This window comes from Curtobacterium sp. PhB146 (assembly GCF_004342995.1).
GTDB lineage: Bacteria > Actinomycetota > Actinomycetes > Actinomycetales > Microbacteriaceae > Curtobacterium.
Map to the genome: position 1 here is coordinate 23346 of NZ_SMBN01000006.1, position 18675 is coordinate 42020.

At 69.7% G+C, this 18675-nt stretch carries 16 protein-coding genes; 12 read left to right on the forward strand and 4 right to left on the reverse strand.

Annotated elements, in window-relative coordinates:
• Nucleotides 1–99: 99 nt before the first annotated feature.
• The 5 genes from EDF33_RS17730 to EDF33_RS17750 all read left to right on the forward strand — a co-directional run bounded on the left by EDF33_RS17730 (nucleotide 100) and on the right by EDF33_RS17750 (nucleotide 6157).
• On the forward strand, nucleotides 100–1368 hold the full coding sequence (locus tag EDF33_RS17730; RefSeq protein WP_279388078.1) for a glycosyltransferase family 4 protein: 1269 nt from the start codon (nucleotides 100–102) through the stop codon (nucleotides 1366–1368).
• The gene (gene gmd / locus EDF33_RS17735; RefSeq protein WP_132100747.1) at nucleotides 1365–2393 is read left to right on the forward strand and encodes a GDP-mannose 4,6-dehydratase; all 1029 of its coding nucleotides are present in this window, start codon (nucleotides 1365–1367) and stop codon (nucleotides 2391–2393) included. Before EDF33_RS17730 ends, gmd begins: the two co-directional genes overlap by 4 nt.
• Nucleotides 2393–3364: a GDP-L-fucose synthase gene (locus EDF33_RS17740; RefSeq protein ID WP_132100748.1), complete on the forward strand. Its 972-nt coding sequence runs from the start codon at nucleotides 2393–2395 to the stop codon at nucleotides 3362–3364. The genes gmd and EDF33_RS17740 overlap by 1 nt, the downstream gene beginning before the upstream one ends.
• A 35-nt stretch (nucleotides 3365–3399) precedes the next feature.
• The gene (locus EDF33_RS17745; RefSeq protein ID WP_132100749.1) at nucleotides 3400–5220 is read left to right on the forward strand and encodes a DUF4012 domain-containing protein; all 1821 of its coding nucleotides are present in this window, start codon (nucleotides 3400–3402) and stop codon (nucleotides 5218–5220) included.
• A 376-nt stretch (nucleotides 5221–5596) separates the two neighbouring features.
• Entirely contained in the window at nucleotides 5597–6157 is a 561-nt protein-coding gene (locus EDF33_RS17750) for a sortase (RefSeq protein WP_111086114.1), read from the forward strand.
• Between the two features lie 64 nt (nucleotides 6158–6221).
• Here the strand turns inward: EDF33_RS17750 and EDF33_RS17755 are convergent, their stop codons facing one another.
• A complete protein-coding gene (locus EDF33_RS17755) occupies nucleotides 6222–6692 on the reverse strand; it encodes a VanZ family protein (RefSeq protein ID WP_165918869.1) in 471 nt (156 codons plus the stop codon).
• Between the two features lie 260 nt (nucleotides 6693–6952).
• Between EDF33_RS17755 and EDF33_RS17760 the strand changes: the two genes are divergently transcribed.
• The 4 genes from EDF33_RS17760 (at nucleotide 6953) to EDF33_RS17775 (ending at nucleotide 14400) form a co-directional block, all read left to right on the forward strand.
• On the forward strand, nucleotides 6953–7282 hold the full coding sequence (locus EDF33_RS17760; RefSeq protein WP_111086112.1) for a hypothetical protein: 330 nt from the start codon (nucleotides 6953–6955) through the stop codon (nucleotides 7280–7282).
• A gap of 125 nt (nucleotides 7283–7407) precedes the next feature.
• Nucleotides 7408–7737: a hypothetical protein gene (locus EDF33_RS17765; RefSeq protein WP_207913272.1), complete on the forward strand. Its 330-nt coding sequence runs from the start codon at nucleotides 7408–7410 to the stop codon at nucleotides 7735–7737.
• Nucleotides 7738–8006: 269 nt separating this feature from the next.
• Nucleotides 8007–13556: an Ig-like domain-containing protein gene (locus tag EDF33_RS17770; protein ID WP_165918870.1), complete on the forward strand. Its 5550-nt coding sequence runs from the start codon at nucleotides 8007–8009 to the stop codon at nucleotides 13554–13556.
• 142 nt (nucleotides 13557–13698) lie between these two features.
• Entirely contained in the window at nucleotides 13699–14400 is a 702-nt protein-coding gene (locus tag EDF33_RS17775) for an SDR family oxidoreductase (protein WP_111086110.1), read from the forward strand.
• 28 nt (nucleotides 14401–14428) lie between these two features.
• On the opposite strand, the gene EDF33_RS17780 is transcribed toward EDF33_RS17775, so the two are convergent.
• The 3 genes from EDF33_RS17780 to EDF33_RS17790 all read right to left on the reverse strand — a co-directional run bounded on the left by EDF33_RS17780 (nucleotide 14429) and on the right by EDF33_RS17790 (nucleotide 16605).
• Nucleotides 14429–15160 (reverse strand): SOS response-associated peptidase, encoded by a 732-nt coding sequence (locus EDF33_RS17780; protein ID WP_132100753.1) that lies wholly within the window; start codon nucleotides 15158–15160, stop codon nucleotides 14429–14431.
• Between the two features lie 122 nt (nucleotides 15161–15282).
• Entirely contained in the window at nucleotides 15283–15909 is a 627-nt protein-coding gene (locus tag EDF33_RS17785; RefSeq protein WP_132100754.1) for a hypothetical protein, read from the reverse strand.
• Nucleotides 15910–15912: 3 nt separating this feature from the next.
• On the reverse strand, nucleotides 15913–16605 hold the full coding sequence (locus tag EDF33_RS17790) for a hypothetical protein (protein WP_131880700.1): 693 nt from the start codon (nucleotides 16603–16605) through the stop codon (nucleotides 15913–15915).
• Nucleotides 16606–16851: 246 nt separating this feature from the next.
• Between EDF33_RS17790 and EDF33_RS17795 the strand changes: the two genes are divergently transcribed.
• Genes EDF33_RS17795 through EDF33_RS17805 form a run of 3 tightly spaced genes read left to right on the forward strand, consistent with a single transcriptional unit; the run spans nucleotide 16852 to nucleotide 18661 of the window.
• On the forward strand, nucleotides 16852–17277 hold the full coding sequence (locus tag EDF33_RS17795; RefSeq protein WP_123293624.1) for an organic hydroperoxide resistance protein: 426 nt from the start codon (nucleotides 16852–16854) through the stop codon (nucleotides 17275–17277).
• Between the two features lie 9 nt (nucleotides 17278–17286).
• A complete protein-coding gene (locus EDF33_RS17800) occupies nucleotides 17287–17673 on the forward strand; it encodes a YchJ family protein (protein ID WP_123340113.1) in 387 nt (128 codons plus the stop codon).
• Between the two features lie 34 nt (nucleotides 17674–17707).
• Nucleotides 17708–18661 (forward strand): SDR family NAD(P)-dependent oxidoreductase, encoded by a 954-nt coding sequence (locus tag EDF33_RS17805; RefSeq protein ID WP_132100755.1) that lies wholly within the window; start codon nucleotides 17708–17710, stop codon nucleotides 18659–18661.
• The last annotated feature ends 14 nt before the right edge of the window (nucleotides 18662–18675 follow it).

Below are 18675 nucleotides of genomic sequence, written 5' to 3' on the forward strand. Positions count from 1 at the left end.
AGCACGGAGGCCCCGCGCGCCGAGCCGGCCGTGCTGAAGGTGTCGTCGGCGTCTGACCGCCGCCGCTCTCAGTAGGCAGGCAGCTGTTATGTTCACACCGTGAATCTGCCACCCTCCGTCCTGCTGGTCGGACTGAACTACTCACCCGAGAGCACGGGGATCGCTCCATACTCGGCTGGGTTGGCGAAGGACCTCGCTGCCCGCGGCTGGCAGGTCCGCGTAATCTCTTCTTTCCCCCACTACCCGCAGTGGTCTTTCCTGGGGGGACGTCCCCCGCGGCAGGAAGTACGCATCGAAGATGCGGTCCGAGTGGTGCGTCGGCGCCACGGATTACCGAAGAAGCCTGGCGGTGTTGCCCGGGCTCTGTCCGAGCTGTCGTTCGGCCTGGCAACGCTCACTGCGGCGTTTGGGCGTCCCGATGCAATTGTGCTCGTTTCACCGGCGCTGATCTCGTCCGCGCTCGCCCTCGTGAAAGCCAAGGTGATCACGCGCCGTCCCGTCGTCGTGTGGGTTCAAGATCTTTACACCCTTGGTGTGAAGGAACTCGGTGGTCGACGATCGGCGTTGGCCGGCCGAGCCATCGCGGCCATCGAAAGATGGGTTTTGCGTTCCTCTGACAAGGTGGTCGTGATCCACGAACGCTTCCGCGACACGGTCATTCAGGAGTTTGGCCTTCAGCCCGAGGCGGTTTCGGTTGTTCGGAACTGGTCTCACCTGGCCGACGCTGAGCCGCCGAACCGGCTAGAGGCACGGGCGACGTTCGGTTGGAAGCGAGAGCACTTCGTCGTGCTGCACGCGGGCAACATGGGATTGAAGCAGGGGCTGGAGAACGTCGTAGAGGCAGCGCGTCTTGCGAGCGCTCAACGCAGCGACGTACGTTTTGTCCTTCTAGGCGACGGCAACCAGCGAGAGCGCCTCGCGGAGCTCTCATCGGACGTCCCGACCCTTTCCATGATCGGGTCCCTGCCGGCTGATAAATTTCGGCTGGCCCTTTCGGCTGCTGATGCGCTCTTGGTGAACGAGCGAAGCGGTGTCGAGGGCATGGCCGTACCGAGCAAGCTCACTTCGTATTTCAGTACTGGTCTACCGGTGATCGCAGCGACGGACCATGGCAGCATCACGGAAAGCGAGGTCTTGATGGCGGCGGCTGGCCCGGTCGTCCGGCCAGACGACCCGCAAGCGCTGCTCGATGTGGCTGCTTCACTTCAGGCGGACCCTGCTCGCGCGGCGAAGATGGGTGAGAGCGGTCGTCAATTTCGAGCAAGTCATCTCGACCCGCGAGCTTCCTTCGATAGATTTGCTCAGCTGCTCAACGATCTGACTGTGGGCCAAGGGACAGACGCACCAAGTGAATCGGGGAACGATTGACCAAGCGCGCGCTCATCACGGGCATCACCGGACAGGACGGCTCGTACCTCGCAGAGCTGCTGCTCCGCAAGGGGTACGAAGTCCACGGCTTGATCCGTCGCGCCTCGACGTTCAACACGTCGCGGATCGAACACCTCTACGTCGACCCGCACGAGTCGGGAGCGAAGCTGTTCCTGCACTACGGGGACCTCGGTGACGGAGCACGGCTCGTCAGCCTCCTCAGCGAACTGAAGCCGGACGAGGTCTACAACCTCGCGGCGCAGTCGCACGTGCGGGTGTCGTTCGACGAGCCGGAACACACGGGTGACGTGACCGGCGTCGGCACGATGCGCATGCTGGAGGCGGTCCGGGTGTCGGGCATCCACACGCGCTTCTACCAGGCGTCGTCCTCCGAGATGTTCGGGGCGACCCCGCCGCCGCAGAACGAGGAGACGCCGTTCTGGCCCCGCTCTCCGTACGGAGCGGCGAAGGTCTACAGCTACTGGGTGACCCGGAACTACCGCGAGGCGTACGGCATGTTCGCGGTGAACGGCATCCTGTTCAACCACGAGTCGCCGCGACGTGGCGAGACGTTCGTCACCCGGAAGATCACTCGGGCGGTCGCACGGATCAAGGCCGGTGTCGAAGACCACCTGTACCTCGGCAACCTCGACTCCGTCCGTGACTGGGGGTACGCCGCCGAGTACGTCGAGGGCATGTGGCGGATGCTGCAGGTCGACGAGCCGGACGACTTCGTCCTGGCGACCGGTGGCGACTTCACGGTGAAGGACTTCCTCACCACCGCGTTCTCGCACGCCGGGCTCAACTGGGAAGACCACGTTCGGTTCGACGAGCGCTACCTGCGACCGAGCGAGGTGGACGCCCTCGTTGGTGACGCCTCGAAGGCCAAGGAGAAGCTCGGCTGGGAAGCGACGGTCGACACCGCCGAACTGGCGAGGATCATGGTGGACGCGGACATCGCCGCCCTCGAGCACGAGGGCCGCCCGTGGATCGACACCGTCCGACTCGAGAGCTGGGGATCCTGATGACCACGACCGACTTCACGCCCGGTCCGATCGACCGAGCGGACCGCGTCTACGTCGCGGGACACCGAGGTCTGGTGGGCTCGGCGGTCTGGCGCAAGCTCGAGTCGGAGGGCTTCACGGACCTGATCGGGCGGAGTTCCTCCGAGCTCGACCTGAAGGACCGCGGCGCCGTGTTCGCCTTCTTCGCCGAGCAGCAGCCGAAGCACGTGGTGCTGGCGGCAGCGAAGGTCGGCGGCATCATGGCGAACAACACCTACCCCCACGACTTCCTGAGCGAGAACCTGCAGATCCAGGTCAACGTGATGGACGCGGCCGTGGAGCACGGTGTCGAGCGCCTCGTCTTCCTCGGGTCGTCCTGCATCTACCCGAAGATGGCCGAACAGCCGATCCACGAGGACGCGCTGCTCACCGGGCACCTCGAACCCACGAACGACGCGTACGCGATCGCCAAGATCGCCGGCATCCTGCAGGTGCAGGCCGTCCGGCGACAGTTCGGCCGTCCGTGGATCTCGGCCATGCCGACCAACCTCTACGGCCCGGGCGACAACTTCTCGCCCACTGGTTCGCACGTCCTGCCGGCCCTCATCCGGCGGTACGACGAAGCGGCACGAACGGGTGCGGCGCGCGTCGAGAACTGGGGGACGGGGTCACCCCGTCGGGAGTTCCTGCACGTCGACGACATGGCGGCGGCGGTCTTCCACCTGATGGAGCACTACGACGGTCCGGACCAGGTCAACGTCGGGACCGGGTCCGACGTCACCATCAAGGAGATCGCCGAGACGATCGGCAGGATCGTCGGCTTCACCGGTGAGACGGTCTGGGACACCACCAAGCCGGACGGCACGCCGCAGAAGCTGCTCGACGTATCCAAGCTCGCGGATGCCGGCTGGACTGCGCAGATCGGCCTCGAGGACGGTCTGCGGAGCACCATCGATTGGTATCGCGAACACGTGGACACCGTGCGTCAGTGACGTGGGCTGGACACGGGGGACCGTAGGATCGCGTCATGTCCGACCTGCCCGAGTCGCGACGCACTGCAGCACACCGGGGATCCAGGGCCCGGATCGTCTTGTGGGTCGTCCTCGCCCTCGTCCTGCTGCTCATCCTCGCCGTCGCCTGGGTGGGAGTGCGTGGTGCGCTCGCGAAGGGACACCTCGAACGAGCGGTCGCTGACGTCGACACACTGCGCTCTCAGCTCACCGGTGGCGACACCGACGCCGCGCAGGAGACCGCGGAGCACCTGGAGCGTGAAGCGGGGGCAGCTCGTTCGTTGACGGGTGATCCGATCTGGGGGGCTTCGCAGAACGTCCCGTTCTTCGGGGACAACCTGCGTGCAGTCCGCCAGGTCTCCGTCGTCGTGGACGATGTTGCCCGGAACGCGGTCAGCCCCGTCGCCGACGTCATCGGCGGTCTCGGAACCGACTCGTTCGCGCCGAAGAACGGCAAGGTCGACCTGCAGCCGATCGTGGACGCGCAGCCGGCCGTCGCGAAGGCGACGACGACCCTGGCGCGGGCGGACCGCGATGCGGACGCGATCGACACGAGCGACACGCTGTCCCCGGTGACGACCGCGGTTGCCGAGCTGCGGAATGCGTTGTCGTCCGCCTCCGCGCAGGTGACCACCGCGAACCGGCTCGTGCAGCTCGCGCCGGCGATGCTGGGCAACGACGGTGAACGGAACTACCTGCTGTTGTTCCAGAACAACGCCGAGTTGCGCGCGGGTGGCGGGATCCCGGGAGCCGTGGCGCTCCTCCAGACGGATGACGGCGCTATTCACCTGCAGAACCAGACGTCCGGGGGCTCGTTCGGTCCGTACGCGCAGCCGATCCTGCCGCTGACCCCGGACACGACTGGTCTGTACGGCAGCATCACCGGGAAGTACATGCAGGACGTCACCCTGACCCCGCGTTTCGACGTCTCGGCGAAGCTCGCTCGGGCCATGTGGAAGCAGAAGTTCGGCGAACAGGTCGACGGCGTGCTGGCGATGGACCCGGTGACGCTGAGCTACATCCTCAAGGCCACCGGACCGGTGGAGCTGCCGACCGGGGACACGCTGACGTCGGACAACGCGGTCAAGCTGCTGTTGAGCGACGTCTACGCGAAGTACCCGGATCCGGTCGTGCAGGACGCCTTCTTCGCCTCCGCCGCCAGCGCCGTGTTCGACAAGGTCGCGAGTGGCGACTTCGACCCCCAGCAGTTCGTCTCCGCCCTGACACAGAGCACCGGTGAGGACCGGCTGCGCCTGTGGAGCGCGGACCGGGCAGAGCAACGCCGCATCAGCGGTACCGCCGTGGCCGGCGAGCTCCCGACCGAGTCGGCGTCGTCACGGGAGTTCGCCGTGTACCTCAACGACGGCACCGGCTCGAAGATGGACTACTACCTCGAGAAGAGCGTGTCGGTCGGCAGCTCGGTGTGCCGGAAGGACGGCCGGCCGACGTCGGTCGTCGAGGTCACCCTGAAGAACACGGCACCGGCCGACGCGGCCACGAGCCTGCCCGAGTACGTCACCGGCGGCGGCGCCTTCGGGGTGGAGCCAGGTCTGATCAAGACCTTGATCGCCACCTACGCGCCCGAGGACGCGATCTTCCTCGGCGCCACGAAGGACGGCAAGACGACTGCTGTGCAGACGGCGACGGATGGCGGACACCCCGTGGCGCAGTTGCAGACGCTGCTCGCACCGGGCCAGAGCCTGACCTACCGCGTTGCCTTCCTCGGCGAGAGCAAATACGCGAAAGCCCCCGTGCAGGCGAGCTCCACCCCGGGTGTCCGACAGTCCGAGACCAAGCCGATCGCGTTCGAGTGTGACCGGCCGCTCACAGCCAACTGAACACGGCGTCCCGTTAACGCATCTCGAACGCCCCCACTCCGGGGGTGGTCGGTTGCGGCTGTCCGCCGCTACAGGTTGCCGACGCGGCGGTCAGGCTCCGTGAGGGATGGGGCTGGATGCCCGTCTGATCTGGGATTCCCTCGTTCGACGCAGGCGGATGCCCCTGTGATGTCGGCTCGATCGCCCGCCTGTTCAGGATGAACACATGACGACCAATGACCGAAATCCACGCCATCTGGTACCGAGCTGTGAAACTCCGGTAGATTGAGACAACTTCGCCATCACAACCGCCAGTTTCTTGGCAGGGGACAACCACGGGCGGATCAGCGGGCTCTGGGTGTCAGGGTCTGGATTTTCAGATCTTTAGGGGAACCACATGAAGAAGCTCATCGCTGCGGTGGTGCTGGCTGGGGCCGCACTGCTCGCCACGCCGACCGTCGCCAACGCCGCCGGCTACACGCCCGACTCCGACGTCTCCGTCTCCGGCACCGCCGTTGCCGGTGGTACCGCCTCCGTGAACTTCACCGAGGGTGCGTTCCAGGACAACGAGACCGTCAACGTCCAGGTCACCGGTGCCGGTGCGGTCACGCTCGGCGCGCTGCCGACCACGACCGTCTCGAAGACCTACACGGCTGCCTCCGACGGTTCACTCGCCGTCAAGGTCACCTTCCCGAAGGGCGCTTCGGGTACCTACAACCTGACCGCCACCGGCGCGACCTCGGGTGTCGTCGGCTTCGCCGCCTTCACCGTCGCCCCGGCTGACGCTGCTGCTGCTGTCCCGGCTGCGGGTGCTGGCTCCGGCACCGACGGCACCCTCGCCTTCACCGGTTCGACCGTGTCCGCCCTGGCCCTCTGGGTCGCCGGTGGCGCAGTCGTCCTCGGTGGTGGCCTGCTGCTGGTCCGCGGCTCGGTCCGTCGCCAGCGCGAGTCCGTCTGAGACTCGAGCCTCTGAAGGAAGCCCCCGGAGCGCATCGCTCCGGGGGCTTCGTCGTGTCCGCGCGTCAGTGACGCCGGCGGTGTGCCGCCCACGCGAGCGCGAGGACGCCCAGGACGGCTCCGATGACCGCTCCCAGGCCGTTCGCCAGGACGTCGGCCACTGATGCGGTGCGCGCGGGCAGGAAGAGCGCCTGGCCGGTCTCGATGCCGACGCTGACGACCAGGCCCACAGCCCCACCGGCCCACCACCAGCGAGCGCCCGCGAGCAGGACCACGAGCAGGCCCAACGGGACGAAGAAGACCACGTTCGACAGCGACTCGACCGTGCCGTAGCCGAACCAGTCGGGGGCCCCGTGCCGATGGGCGATCGCGATCACCCGGTCGAGCGTCGGACCGGCCGCCGCGTCGACGGGTGAACCCCAGAACCCGACGAGCACCACCGCGACGCCGTAGGCGGCGGCGAGCCACGTCGCGACCCGACGGCTGCGGCCGGTGGCCGGGGCGCGCCCTGGATCGCGGGGACTGTCGGAGGTCACCCGACCGACGGTAGTGAGTCGGGCCTCCCGGATGGGCGTCTCCGTCATTCCGTGACGCATCTCGGAGGTCCGGAAAACGAGTACCCCGATCTGAAGCCTGTACCCCGGAAAGACGTCACACCGCCCCGGAAACCCGGGGGACGCCGATGGGCCGCATTGACAGAACCCGTGAATCAACGGGCATCGCTGGCGGTTCGAGCCGTGGTTCTCGTAGCGTTCTGGTGTCAGCAGATGTACCCCGGATCGTGAAGGAGAGCGACATGAGCATCACCGTCAACAACGCGACGCAGGCCGAGGTCACACTCGACACCGACACGGTCGACACCATCGCGATCCTCGAAGCCGACGCGGCGACCTCGACCCGTCCGACCCGCGCGAAGGTCACCTGGGTGCAGGAAGACCAGGGCGAGTGGATCGCCGGCTACGGCGGGTACTTCGGCGGCAGCGTCGACAAGCGCGACGGCCGTTTCGTCGCCTCGGACACCTTCGGCCTCGTCGTCGGAGAGTTTGCATCGCTGGAAGAAGCGCAGACCAAGCTCGAAGACCAGCTCCACGTCATGCTCCCGTCGGTCATCCGACCGGTCGAGTAGGCGCCACCGCGCCACGGGCACCGTCGGTGCCCGTCCCACCACGCACCATCGGCGTCCGCGACGCCCGCAGCACCAGTACGCAGCACGCAGCACCAGCACGCAGCACAGCCCGAAGGAGCACCACCATGAGCATGACCGCCGATCACCACCAGCAGACCGAAGTGACGCTGGACACCCGGACGATCGAGGTCATCGCCGAGATCGAGGCGCAGGTCGTCGCCGACACCGCGCCGGCTCGCGTCCGCATCAGCTGGGCGCAGCCCGACACGGGGCTCTGGGTCGCCAACTACGGCGGGTACTACGGCGGCACCGTCGACCGGCAGGGCACGCACTTCTTCGTCGCCGACACGTTCGGCGAGTACGTGGGGGACTTCCGCTCCCTCGACGAGGCGAAGGGCCGTCTGGCCGAGCGGCTGCACGTGCTGCTGCCGGACGTGATCCGGCAGGCTGTCTGACGCGCTGAGCCCCGCGAACCCCGAAACCCCACCGGATCCGGTGGGGTTTTCGTGTGCCCCGAGCGGGTGACGCGGGTCTGAGGTGCGGTCACCCCCACAACGAGTGGTCCCCCCTATTGGGGACCCGTTCCGTCCCCACTTCGGTATCGAGACCTGCCAGTATCGACCCGGCGCCAACGACCGTTCTCCCTGAACCGGCGGCTGTTGATCAGCGCCCGCATCGTCTCGACCCGAAAGTGATCATGCTGCCTGGAAACCAGGGCACCGCTGTGCCTCGACGCCGCTTCGGCGTCCGAACCGTCGCCGTGTTCGGCGCCGCGCTGCTCGTCGGCGCCGGTCTCTCGACGACCACGGCGGTCATCGCGGCCGAGCCGGCCTCGGCCGTCGATGCGACCCAGAACGGTGCGCTGGTCTGCTACCCGCAGAACACGCTGTACGCGATCGACAGCACCGGCAAGGTCGTCGCCGTCGACGTCAGTTCGGACGAGTCCAAGGTCGGTCAGACCGCGGACGTCACGAACCTCGGTGCGGGCGCGAACAACGGTCTCGGTATTTCGCGCGAGGGTGTCTCGATGTTCGCCGCGGCGAACGGCGGGACCGCGACCCTTCGTCAGTACGACCCGAAGACGGGCGTCGCCAGCGACCCGGTCGCGACCGACACGACACGGTCCGTGATCCGTGGTGCCGTGAACCCGGCGACGGGCATCTACTACTACGGCGACGGCACCGGTTGGCTCGGGGCGTACCGCCCCGCGACGGACACGACGCCGGCGAAGTACCTGGGTCAGGTCGGACAGATCAACGGCCTCGCCACGCGGAACGCCGCCGACACCGCGAACGCGAACGGTGACTTCGCGTTCAGCTCCCGCGGACTGTTCTTCGTCGTCGCGGCGAACCACGTGTACCGCGTGAACACGAACGAGGTCCCGACGACGTCGGGCAACACGGCGATGACGACGACCGAGATCGCGACCCTGCCGTCCACCACCAACAGCCCCGGCATCGCATTCTCCTCCGACGGCTTCCTGTACGTGTCGAACACAGTGACGACCAACCGGGTCCCGACCACCACGATCTTCCAGCTGGACCCGACGTCTGGCAAGGAAGTCCGCAACTTCCGCATCGTCGGTGACTACGCAGCCAGCGACCTGGCCAGCTGCAACTACGCCGACACCGTCACCGGTGAGTCGAGCGTCGACAAGCGCTGGAACAGCGGTGACCAGTTCAAGCTGTCGATCACCGGCGGCGGCATCACCCCGAACGACGGTACGACCGGCACCACGAGCGGCAGCGCCACGGGCGTCCAGGCACAGAAGGCGGGCGCGGTTCTGACCACGCCGAACAAGGACTACACGGTCACGCAGACCGCCGACGGCACCACGGACATCGCGAACTACGACACCACGTGGAAGGCCGTCGACCAGGGGACCAATGCGGTCATCGCGAAGGGCAACGGCAACACCGGCACCTTCACGTTCCCCGCAGCCACGACCGCCGACGGCACCGACGTCATGGTGACGTTCACCAACACGCTCAAGGCCGTCCACGTCACCACGACCTCGGACACCGGCAACACGCCGAACGGCACGAAGCTAACCGTGCCCGCGAAGGGCGTCTTGGCGAACGACAGCGGCACCGGCCTGTCCGTCGTGTCGAACACCACGCCCGCCCACGGCACCGCGACCGTGAGCCCGAACGGCTCGTACACGTACACGCCGGCCGACGGCTTCTCGGGCACGGACACCTTCCAGTACACGGCGAAGGACTCGTCCGGCCAGACGTCGACCAGCACCGTGACGATCACCGTCGCCCCGGCGGGCACCGACGACGCGTTCAGTGTGCACGCCGGCCAGACCGCCACTGCCGACGCCAAGACGGGTCTGCTCGCGAACGACCACGGCACCGGCCTGACGGTCACGGGCAACACGAAGCCCGCCCACGGTGACCTGACCGTCGAGAAGGACGGCTCGTACTCGTACACCCCGATCGCCGGTTACTCCGGCCCGGACTCCTTCACCTACACGGCGAAGGACGGCGACGGCGCGGAGATCTCCGGCACGGTCACCATCACGGTGCTGCCGACCGCGGTCGCCGACACGATCACCGCGACGGCGGGGGCCACCACCCCCGGCACCGCCCCCGGCCTGCTCGCCAACGACCTCGGCTCGGACCTGACGGTCACCGGCAACACCAAGCCCGCCCACGGTGACGTCGTCGTCGCGAAGGACGGCAGCTACACGTACACCCCGGCCACCGGCTACTCCGGCCCCGACTCCTTCACGTACACCGTCACCGACGGCACCGGGGGGACCGACACCGTGACCGTGACCGTGAACGTGGCCCCGCTGGCGAAGGACGACACCGTCCGCGTCGCCGCCGGCACCACCTACACCGTCGACACCCGCGCCACCGGCGTCCTGGGCAACGACCTCGGCACCGGCCTGACGATCTCGTCGAACACGAAGCCCGCGCACGGCGAGCTCACCCTCGACAAGGCGACCGGTGCGATCACCTACACGCCGGCCGACGGCTTCTCGGGCACGGACTCGTTCCGGTACACCGCGATGGACACCGCCGGTACGCCGACGACCGCCACGGTGACCATCACGGTCAACCCGACGATCGCGAACGACACCACGACGACGAGTGCCGGCACCCCGGTGAACGTCGACGTGCAGCACAACGACCGCGGCTCGGACCTGGTCACCACGATCGTCACCGGCCCGGCGAACGGCACCGCCGTGGTGGCCGAGGACGGCACCGTCGAGTACACGCCGACGGGTGACTTCTCCGGCACCGACTCGTTCACCTACACCGTGACCGACGGCTCGAAGGTCACCACCAGCCCGGCGACGGTCACCGTCACCGTCAAGCCGGTCGCGAACGGCGACACCGTGTCGACGAAGTCCGGCGAGACGCTGACCATCGCGCCGACGACGCTCACCGGCAACGACAAGGGCACGAAGCTGACCGTCACCGACGCGGCTGCCGTGCCGGACGCCGACGGCACGACGCACGGTGACGTCACGATCGACCCGACCACCGGCGTGATCACGTACACGCCGAAGCCCGGCTTCTCGGGCACCGACACCGTCACCTACACGGTGCGGGACGACTCCGGCCAGACCACGACCGGCACGATCACCGTCGTCGTCGGCCCGATGGCCACCCCGGACACCGCGACCGCCACCGCCGGCACCACGCTGACCGTGGGCGGGGACGGCGACGACCGCACGGGCGTGCTCGCGAACGACGAGGGTACGAAGCTCACCGCCAGGGTCGACCTCGAGCCCGCGAACGGCGACCTCGAGCTGGCGGAGGACGGGTCGTACACGTACACCCCGAAGGACGGCTTCTCGGGCACGGACACCTTCACCTACACGGCGAAGGACCCCTCCGGCGGGACGGCCACGGGTGTCGTGACCATCACGGTCGAGCCCGGCACCGAGCCGGACGAGATCACGGTCAAGGCAGGCGGCAGCAAGACGGTCACCTCGGCCGAACTGACCGGCAACGACCACGGCACCGGCCTGTCCGTGCTCGACATCCCCGTCGGCAAGAGCGGCACGAACGGCACCGCGGTCCGGAACGACGACGGCACCGTCACATACACGCCGAAGCCGGGCTTCTCCGGCACCGACGAGTTCACGTACACGGTCACCGACCGCAACGGCCTCACGAACACCGGCACCGTCTCCGTCCGGGTCACCCCCGTCACGGCGGGCGGCTCCACGTCCACCGACGCCGACGGTTCCATCACCGTCCCGGCCGACAAGGGTGTGCTCGACGGCGCCACCGGCACCGACCTGCACGTCACGGACAACACCGACCCGTCGCACGGTGACGTCGTCGTCGACGAGGACGGCGGGTACACCTACACGCCGAAGCCCGGCTACTCCGGCCCGGACTCGTTCGACTACACCGTCTCCGACGGCTCCGGCGGCACGACCACCGGCACCGTGACGATCGTCGTCGCCCCGAAGGCCGTCGCCGACACCGCGACCACCACCGCCTCGACCCCGGTCGACGTCGTGGTCACGGGCAACGACTCCGGCACGAAGCTCGCCGTCACCGCGGTCACCAAGCCCGGTCACGGCGAGGCCGCGATCACCGGAGGCGGAGGCGGAGGCGGAGCCGGAACCGGCAACACCGGCACCGTCACGTACACGCCGGCCGACGGCTTCTCCGGCACGGACACGTTCACCTACACGGTGACCGACCCGACCGGCGGCACTGCGAAGGCGACCGTCACGGTGACGGTCAAGCCCGTCGCCGTCGCGGACACCGTGCGCACCAGCGCCGGCACCGCGCTGGCCATCGCCGGCACGACGCTGACCGCCAACGACCACGGCACGACGCTCACGGTCACCGGCCACGGCGACGCCGCGCACGGCACCGTGACCAAGGGCACCGAGCCCGGCTCGCTCGTCTACCTGCCGAAGAAGGGCTTCTCCGGCACGGACACGTTCACGTACACCGTCACGGACGGCTCCGGCCAGACCACGACGGCGACCGTCACCGTCCTGGTCGGCACCATGGCGACCCCCGACACCGGCCGCACCGCCACCAACGGCACCGTGACCGCGACCGTCGGCACGGGCGTCCTCGCCGACGACGAGGGCACCGACCTGTGGGCGAAGCTCGACCGCAAGCCGGCACACGGCTCCGTGGCGCTGGCGAAGGACGGCTCGTACGTCTACACGCCGGAGCACGACTGGTCCGGCATCGACACCTTCACCTACACGGCGGTCGACCACGACGGCAACACCGCGACCGGCCTCGTGACGATCACCGTCACCCCGACGGCGACGAACGACAAGGCAGCCACGAAGGCCGGCAAGTCGATCACCGTCGCCGGCCCCGGCGTGCTCGGCAACGACCACGGCAGTGACCTGACGGTCGTGACCTCCGGCAAGGCGGGGCACGGCACGGTCTCGATCGCCGCGGACGGCACGTTCGTCTACACCCCGGCGAAGGGCTTCTCCGGCACCGACACCGTGACCTACCGGGCACAGGACGGCTCGGGTCAGCAGGTCGACGCCACCGTCACCGTCACCGTCGGCATCGACGCGACGAAGGACGCCGGCCACACCATCGCCGGCACCCCGATCGCCCGCGACGCCGCCCACGGTCTGCTCACCAACGACCAGGGCACCCGCCTCACCGCAACGCTGGACCGCAAGCCGGCCCACGGCACGGTGACGGTCCAGCCCACCGGCGCGTACGTCTACACCCCGGCCGCCGGCTTCACCGGCACGGACACCTTCACCTACACGGTGACGGACGCCTCGGGGCAGACCACCACCGCCACCGCCACGATGACGGTCGTCGCCGCCGCGGTCGCGAAGGACGACTCCGCCACCGGGACCGTCGGGCACCAGGTCACGATCGACCCGCTCGACAACGACTCCGCCTCGGGCGGCGCCACCTTCGAGACGGGCACCCTGCACCTGATCGACCCGGAGACGGGCAAGCAGTCCGACCGCGTCGTCGTCAGCCACGAGGGCACCTGGACCGTCCGCGACGGCAAGGTCGTCTTCACCCCGGCGAAGGGCCACACCGGCACCACCTTCATCGGGTACGTGGTGACGGACGGCAACGGCCAGACGGTGACGGCGACCATCACGGTCACCTACCCGACCGGCATCGCGGCAGCGGTCCACACCGCGGAGCTCGCCTTCACCGGTGCGACCGGCCTCGTCGGCCTCGGCCTCGCGGCGATCGCACTGCTCCTGGCCGGCGTGCTGCTCGTGACGCGCCGCCGCATCGCGGCGGGCATCGCAGCCACCCCGGGGATCCGACGCAGCGCGCGTCCGTAACCACCGCGGTCGACCGGGAGGCCCGGATCACGTCAGCCGACAGGCGCACGTGATCCGGGCCTCCCGTCGTCGTGCCGTGGTCGCGTCCGACGCACGCCGTCACGCGGGGCGGTGCGGCTCCGCCGCTCGCTAGCCTCGGAGGATGAGCGACCGACCCACCGCACCCGGCCGCCCCACCGCGATCGTGACCGGTGGGACCAGCGGCATCGGACGCGCCGTCGTCGAGGAGCTCCGCCGGACCCACGAGGTGATCGCCGTCGGGCGTGACCGCGTGCGGCTCGACGAGGTCGGGGCGCTCGACCACGTCACCGCCGTGCAGCTCGACCTGACCGACGCCGCCGGGTTCCCGGCCTTCGCCGACTCGGTACCGGAGCTCGACGTCCTGGTGCACAACGCAGCGATCGTCGAACGCCTGCGTGTCGAGGACGCCCGCGCCGAGGACTGGCAGCGCGCCTTCGCCACCAACGTCATCGCGCCGGCCGAGCTCAGCCGGGTGTTCCTGCCACACCTGCGCCGGGCCGCCGGGTCGGTCGTCGTGATCAGCTCGGGTGCCGCGCGACGGGCCGTGCCGAACAGCACCGTGTACTCCGCGTCGAAGCACGCGCTGCAGGCCGTCACCGACGGGCTCCGCCAGCAGGTCAGCGCCGACGGGATCCGGGTGAGCACCGTCGCGCCGGGACCGACCGACACCCCGCTCGCGCACACCGGCGATCGGTACGGTCCGGCCGACCCCGACGTGGTGCGAAGCGAACCGTCGACCGTCGCCTCGGCCGTGCGGTTCGTGATCGACGCCCCGCGGGACTCCCAGATCGCCGAACTGTGGGTGCGCCCGAGCGTCGAGTAGGGCGCCGGGCCGGGTGGCGTCTCGCTGGCTACGCCACCGGTTCGATGAGCTGCGGGCCGTCGTTCTTCACGCTGTTCACGGTGCGGGCGACCTCGTACTGCTCCAGGCCGGCCGCGACCGTCAGTGACTCGTGGTCGAGCAGGGCCAGCAGGTCGTCGGTCGGCAACTCGCCCCCGAGCCAGTCGTCGTAGCCGTCGGGCGTCAGGAACGCCGGCATCCGGTCGTGCACCTCGCCCGGGGCCACGTGGGCGTCGCGCGTGATGATCGCCAGCGTCAGCCGCCACTTGTCCGGGTCGCCATCGGGCTTGGTCGGGTCCGGCCAGGCACTCACGACCCCGGCCATCGCCAGGGCACCGCCGGGCTCGTGCACGAAGTGCGGCTCCTTGCCGTCCTCGCGCACCACCCACTCGTAGTAGCCCTGCGCCGGCACGATGCACCGGTTCGTCGCGAAGGCCCGCTTGAACATGCCGCTCGTCGCGACCGTCTCGATGCGGGCGTTGATCGGCTTCGGACGCTGCTTCTGGAAGTCCTTCGCCCAACTCGGCACGAAGCCCCAGCTGATCTGCGGCAGCTCGCGTTCGCCGTGCCGCTGGCGCACCGCGGACACGGGGTCGGTCGGGGCGACGTTCCAGCTCGGCACCAGGCCGGTCCCCACGACGCCGGTGTCCTGGTCGACGTGCTCGGTCCGGCCGGCGAGCTCGCCGAGGAGCTCGGGCAACAGATCAGCCGTGGTGTCGGAGACGACGAACCTTCCACACATGCGCCCAGTGTGCCCCGTGCCCCCGACAGTCGCGCGGCTGGGGTCGTTCCCCTGCCCCGTATCCCGTTCCGCTTCGTGAACAGAAATGGTCGGGTCCCGTCACGCCACCCGACCATTTCTGCTCACGAAGTCGGGCCGGCGGGGACCTCGAACGGCTCGGCGGCCTCGGCGGCGACCCGCGCGCGTTCGGAGCGGCCGAGGCGGACGACGTACTCGGGCAGCACGAGGACGTAGAGCGCGACGGACACCACGGGCCACCAGGGCGCGACGTCGAGCAACGGGCCAGCACCGACGGCGGCGACCCCTGCCCCCAGCAGCGGGGTGACGCGGGCGAGCGTGCCGATCAGGCCGCGGCGGAGCAGGACCGTGTCGGTGCGGACCGCCTCGCGGTCGTCTGGACGGACGGGGCGTGGCCGTCGCAGCAGGTACGGCTGCACCGACCACCGCACCGAGTTCTGCCACGAGGCCCGCACCTGCCGCCCGTTGATCGTCGCCGAGGGGTCCGGCGGGCGCCGCGTCGAGAAGCACGCGAACGTGAGCAGGCCCACGCCGGCCGCCAGCAGCACGATGGCCGCCACGCTGCGGAGCGGAGGCTGTGCGGTCCAGCCGAGCCGGGCCTCCAGGACGAGCATGCCGACCAACGCGACCACGGCTGCTGCGCCGGACCACGCTGCCGCGCGGCGGACACGACGCGGGTCCAGCACGTCGTCGACGTGCCGGAAGAAGATCCGCCAACCGAGTGCGAACACGGATCAGTCTCCGGGCAGCGAGAGCTTGCTGCCCTTCGGGGTGCCGGGCCGGCCGCGGGCGGGCGGTGCCGGCGGGACGGGCGGGAGCGCCTCGGCCTCGACGCGCAGCTGCTCCTGACGGCCGAGGGTGCGGATGCCCATGACGCCGGTGCCGCTCGAGATGACGAGCCACATGAACCACACACCGAGGAGCACGATCATCCGGTCGCCGTCGACGGGGAACGTGAGGACGAAGACCACCGTGCCGAGGACGAGACCCACCCAGCTGACGAACTGCAGGAACGAACGGGTGGCGAAGCGGACGATCTGGTCGCGGCTCTCCAGCAGACCGTGGAGCACGGCATCGCGGTGCTGCGGGTCCACCGCCGGAGGGTTCCTGCCGTAGTAACGGGCGATGGCCTCTTGCGTGCGCCAGCCGATGCCCGGGATCGGTGGGACGGCCCATCCCTTCGGACCGACCGGCGTCAGCGATGCGCCGAAGCACCCGAAGCCGGCGGCCACCACGACCGCGACGACGACACCGGCGGGACCGGGAACGGGGTCGTCCAGGCGGTCCAGGAGCACGCCGACGAACAGCAGCACGACGAACGCGGTCGCCGCGACGATCGCGCCGACGACCACCATGCGTCGGCGGATGCGCTCACCGATGACCTCGGGCAGTCGCTCCCGGTACACCTGCCACCCGATCTTGAACACGTGTCATGTCTACCCGGGCGCGGGGTGTCGTGGGCCGGGCGCTCGGTACTTCGTGAGCAGAAATGGTCGAGTGCGCTCGTGGGGCCCGACCATTTCTGCTCACGAAGTTCACGAACGAAGTGCGCCGCGGGCACCCCGCGGCACGCCCGCGGACACGCCCGGCGGCGCGGGCACGCGCTGGCGCCCGGCCCCGGCACCCCGGGCACGCGCAGCACACGTCCAGGTGGGCGCGATGACCTCGGCTCCATGAGTCTCGACATCGTCTACACCGCAGCCGCCCACGCCACCGGAGGCGGCCGCGACGGGCACGTCCGCAGCGAGGACGACCGGCTCGACCTGGACACCCGCCCGCCGAAGGAGATGGGCGGCAGCGGCGAGGGCACCAACCCCGAGCAGCTGTTCGCCGCCGGGTACGCCGCGTGCTTCCTCGGTGCACTGCACGCCGCGGGCAAGGAACTCGACCTCGACACCACCGGCGCCGAGGTCTCCGCCGAGGTCGGCATCGGCGGCGCCGGCAACGGCACCTTCGGCCTGGCGGTCGAGCTCGACGTCTACGCACCGGCCGCCCCGCAGGAGCAGCGCCAGCGCCTGGCCGAGCGCGCGCACGAGATCTGCCCGTACTCGAACGCCACCCGCGGCAACATCACCGTCGCGCTGTCGATCGTCGACTAGCGTTCCGGCGTGGTCACCGACGAGACGCGCTGCCCCTGCCTGAGCGGCAATCCCTACGGCGAGTGCTGCGGCCCCCTGCACCGCGGAGCGGCCGCACCGACCGCGGAACGCCTGATGCGCTCACGCTTCAGCGCGTTCGCGCTGGGACTGCCGGAGTACCTGCTGCTCACCTGGCACCCGCGCACCCGACCGGCGGCCCTCGAGTTGGACGCGTCCCAGCGCTGGACCCGGTTGGACATCCTGACGACGACCTCGGGAGGCCCGTTCGACTCCCAGGGCACGGTCGCGTTCCGTGCGTGGTGGCGTTCCGACGACGACCGCGGGACGCTCGAGGAGACGAGCGAGTTCGTCCGCGAGCAGGGACGATGGTTCTACGTGGACGGTGTCGTCGCCTGACGGCTCCGCACCACGCCAGCCGACAGGAGTCGACATGCCCGCACGCGACCTCACCCGCTTCGGCGACCGGACCACGGCCGCCGAGGTCGTCGACGGCCTCGACCTGACAGGACGCACGGCGATCGTCACCGGCGCCGCGTCCGGCATCGGGGTGGAGACCGCCCGAGCACTCGCCGGAGCCGGAGCACGCGTGACGCTCGCCGTGCGGGACGTCGACGCCGGCCGCCGGGTCGCGGAGGACATCGCCCGGTCGACGGGGACGGACGCACCGGCCGTCGTCGAACTGCACCTGGACCGCCCGGCCTCCGTCGAGGCGTTCACCGCAGCGTGGTCGGGGCCGCTCGACGTGCTCGTCGCCAACGCCGGCATCATGGACGCGCCCGAGTCGTACACGCCCGCCGGGTGGGAGGCGCAGTTCGCCACGAACCACCTCGGGCACTTCGCCCTCGCGGTCGGGCTGCACGACGCCCTGGCGGCCTCGGGTTCGGCCCGCATCGTCTCGGTGTCGTCGAGCGGCCACGGCGGTTCGCCCGTCGTGTTCGACGACCTGTTCTTCCGCCGGCGTCCCTACGAACCCGGACTCGCCTACGGCCAGTCGAAGACCGCGAACGTGCTGTTCGCCGTCGCTGCCGGCCGGCGGTGGGCCGCCGACGGCATCACCGCGAACGCCCTGATGCCGGGCGGGATCTGGACCGGGCTGCAGAAGCACTGGGACCCGGAGGTCCTCGCCGCCACGAAGATCGCCGCCGCCGACGCCGTGAAGACCCCCGAGCAGGGAGCCGCGACCTCGGTCCTGCTCGCCACCGCACCGGAACTCGACGGGATCACCGGCCGCTACTTCGAGGACTGCCACGAAGCAGCGGTGGTCGAGCGGATCGAGGACGGCCTGCACGGCGTGCTGCCCTGGGCGCTCGACCCGGACCAGGCCGACCGGCTGTGGGACGTGTCCGTCGCCCTGCTCGACGCCGAGGCGCGGACCCGCGGCTGACCGCGGGTCGCCGG

Coding starts and splice junctions, on each gene's coding strand:
- EDF33_RS17740 (WP_132100748.1), top strand. CDS start 2,393: ATGACCACGACCGACTTCACGCCCGGTCCGATCGACCGAGCGGACCGC.
- EDF33_RS17745 (WP_132100749.1), top strand. CDS start 3,400: ATGTCCGACCTGCCCGAGTCGCGACGCACTGCAGCACACCGGGGATCC.
- EDF33_RS17750 (WP_111086114.1), top strand. CDS start 5,597: ATGAAGAAGCTCATCGCTGCGGTGGTGCTGGCTGGGGCCGCACTGCTC.
- EDF33_RS17760 (WP_111086112.1), top strand. CDS start 6,953: ATGAGCATCACCGTCAACAACGCGACGCAGGCCGAGGTCACACTCGAC.
- EDF33_RS17765 (WP_207913272.1), top strand. CDS start 7,408: ATGAGCATGACCGCCGATCACCACCAGCAGACCGAAGTGACGCTGGAC.
- EDF33_RS17775 (WP_111086110.1), top strand. CDS start 13,699: ATGAGCGACCGACCCACCGCACCCGGCCGCCCCACCGCGATCGTGACC.
- EDF33_RS17780 (WP_132100753.1), bottom strand. CDS start 15,160: ATGTGTGGAAGGTTCGTCGTCTCCGACACCACGGCTGATCTGTTGCCC.
- EDF33_RS17795 (WP_123293624.1), top strand. CDS start 16,852: ATGAGTCTCGACATCGTCTACACCGCAGCCGCCCACGCCACCGGAGGC.
- EDF33_RS17805 (WP_132100755.1), top strand. CDS start 17,708: ATGCCCGCACGCGACCTCACCCGCTTCGGCGACCGGACCACGGCCGCC.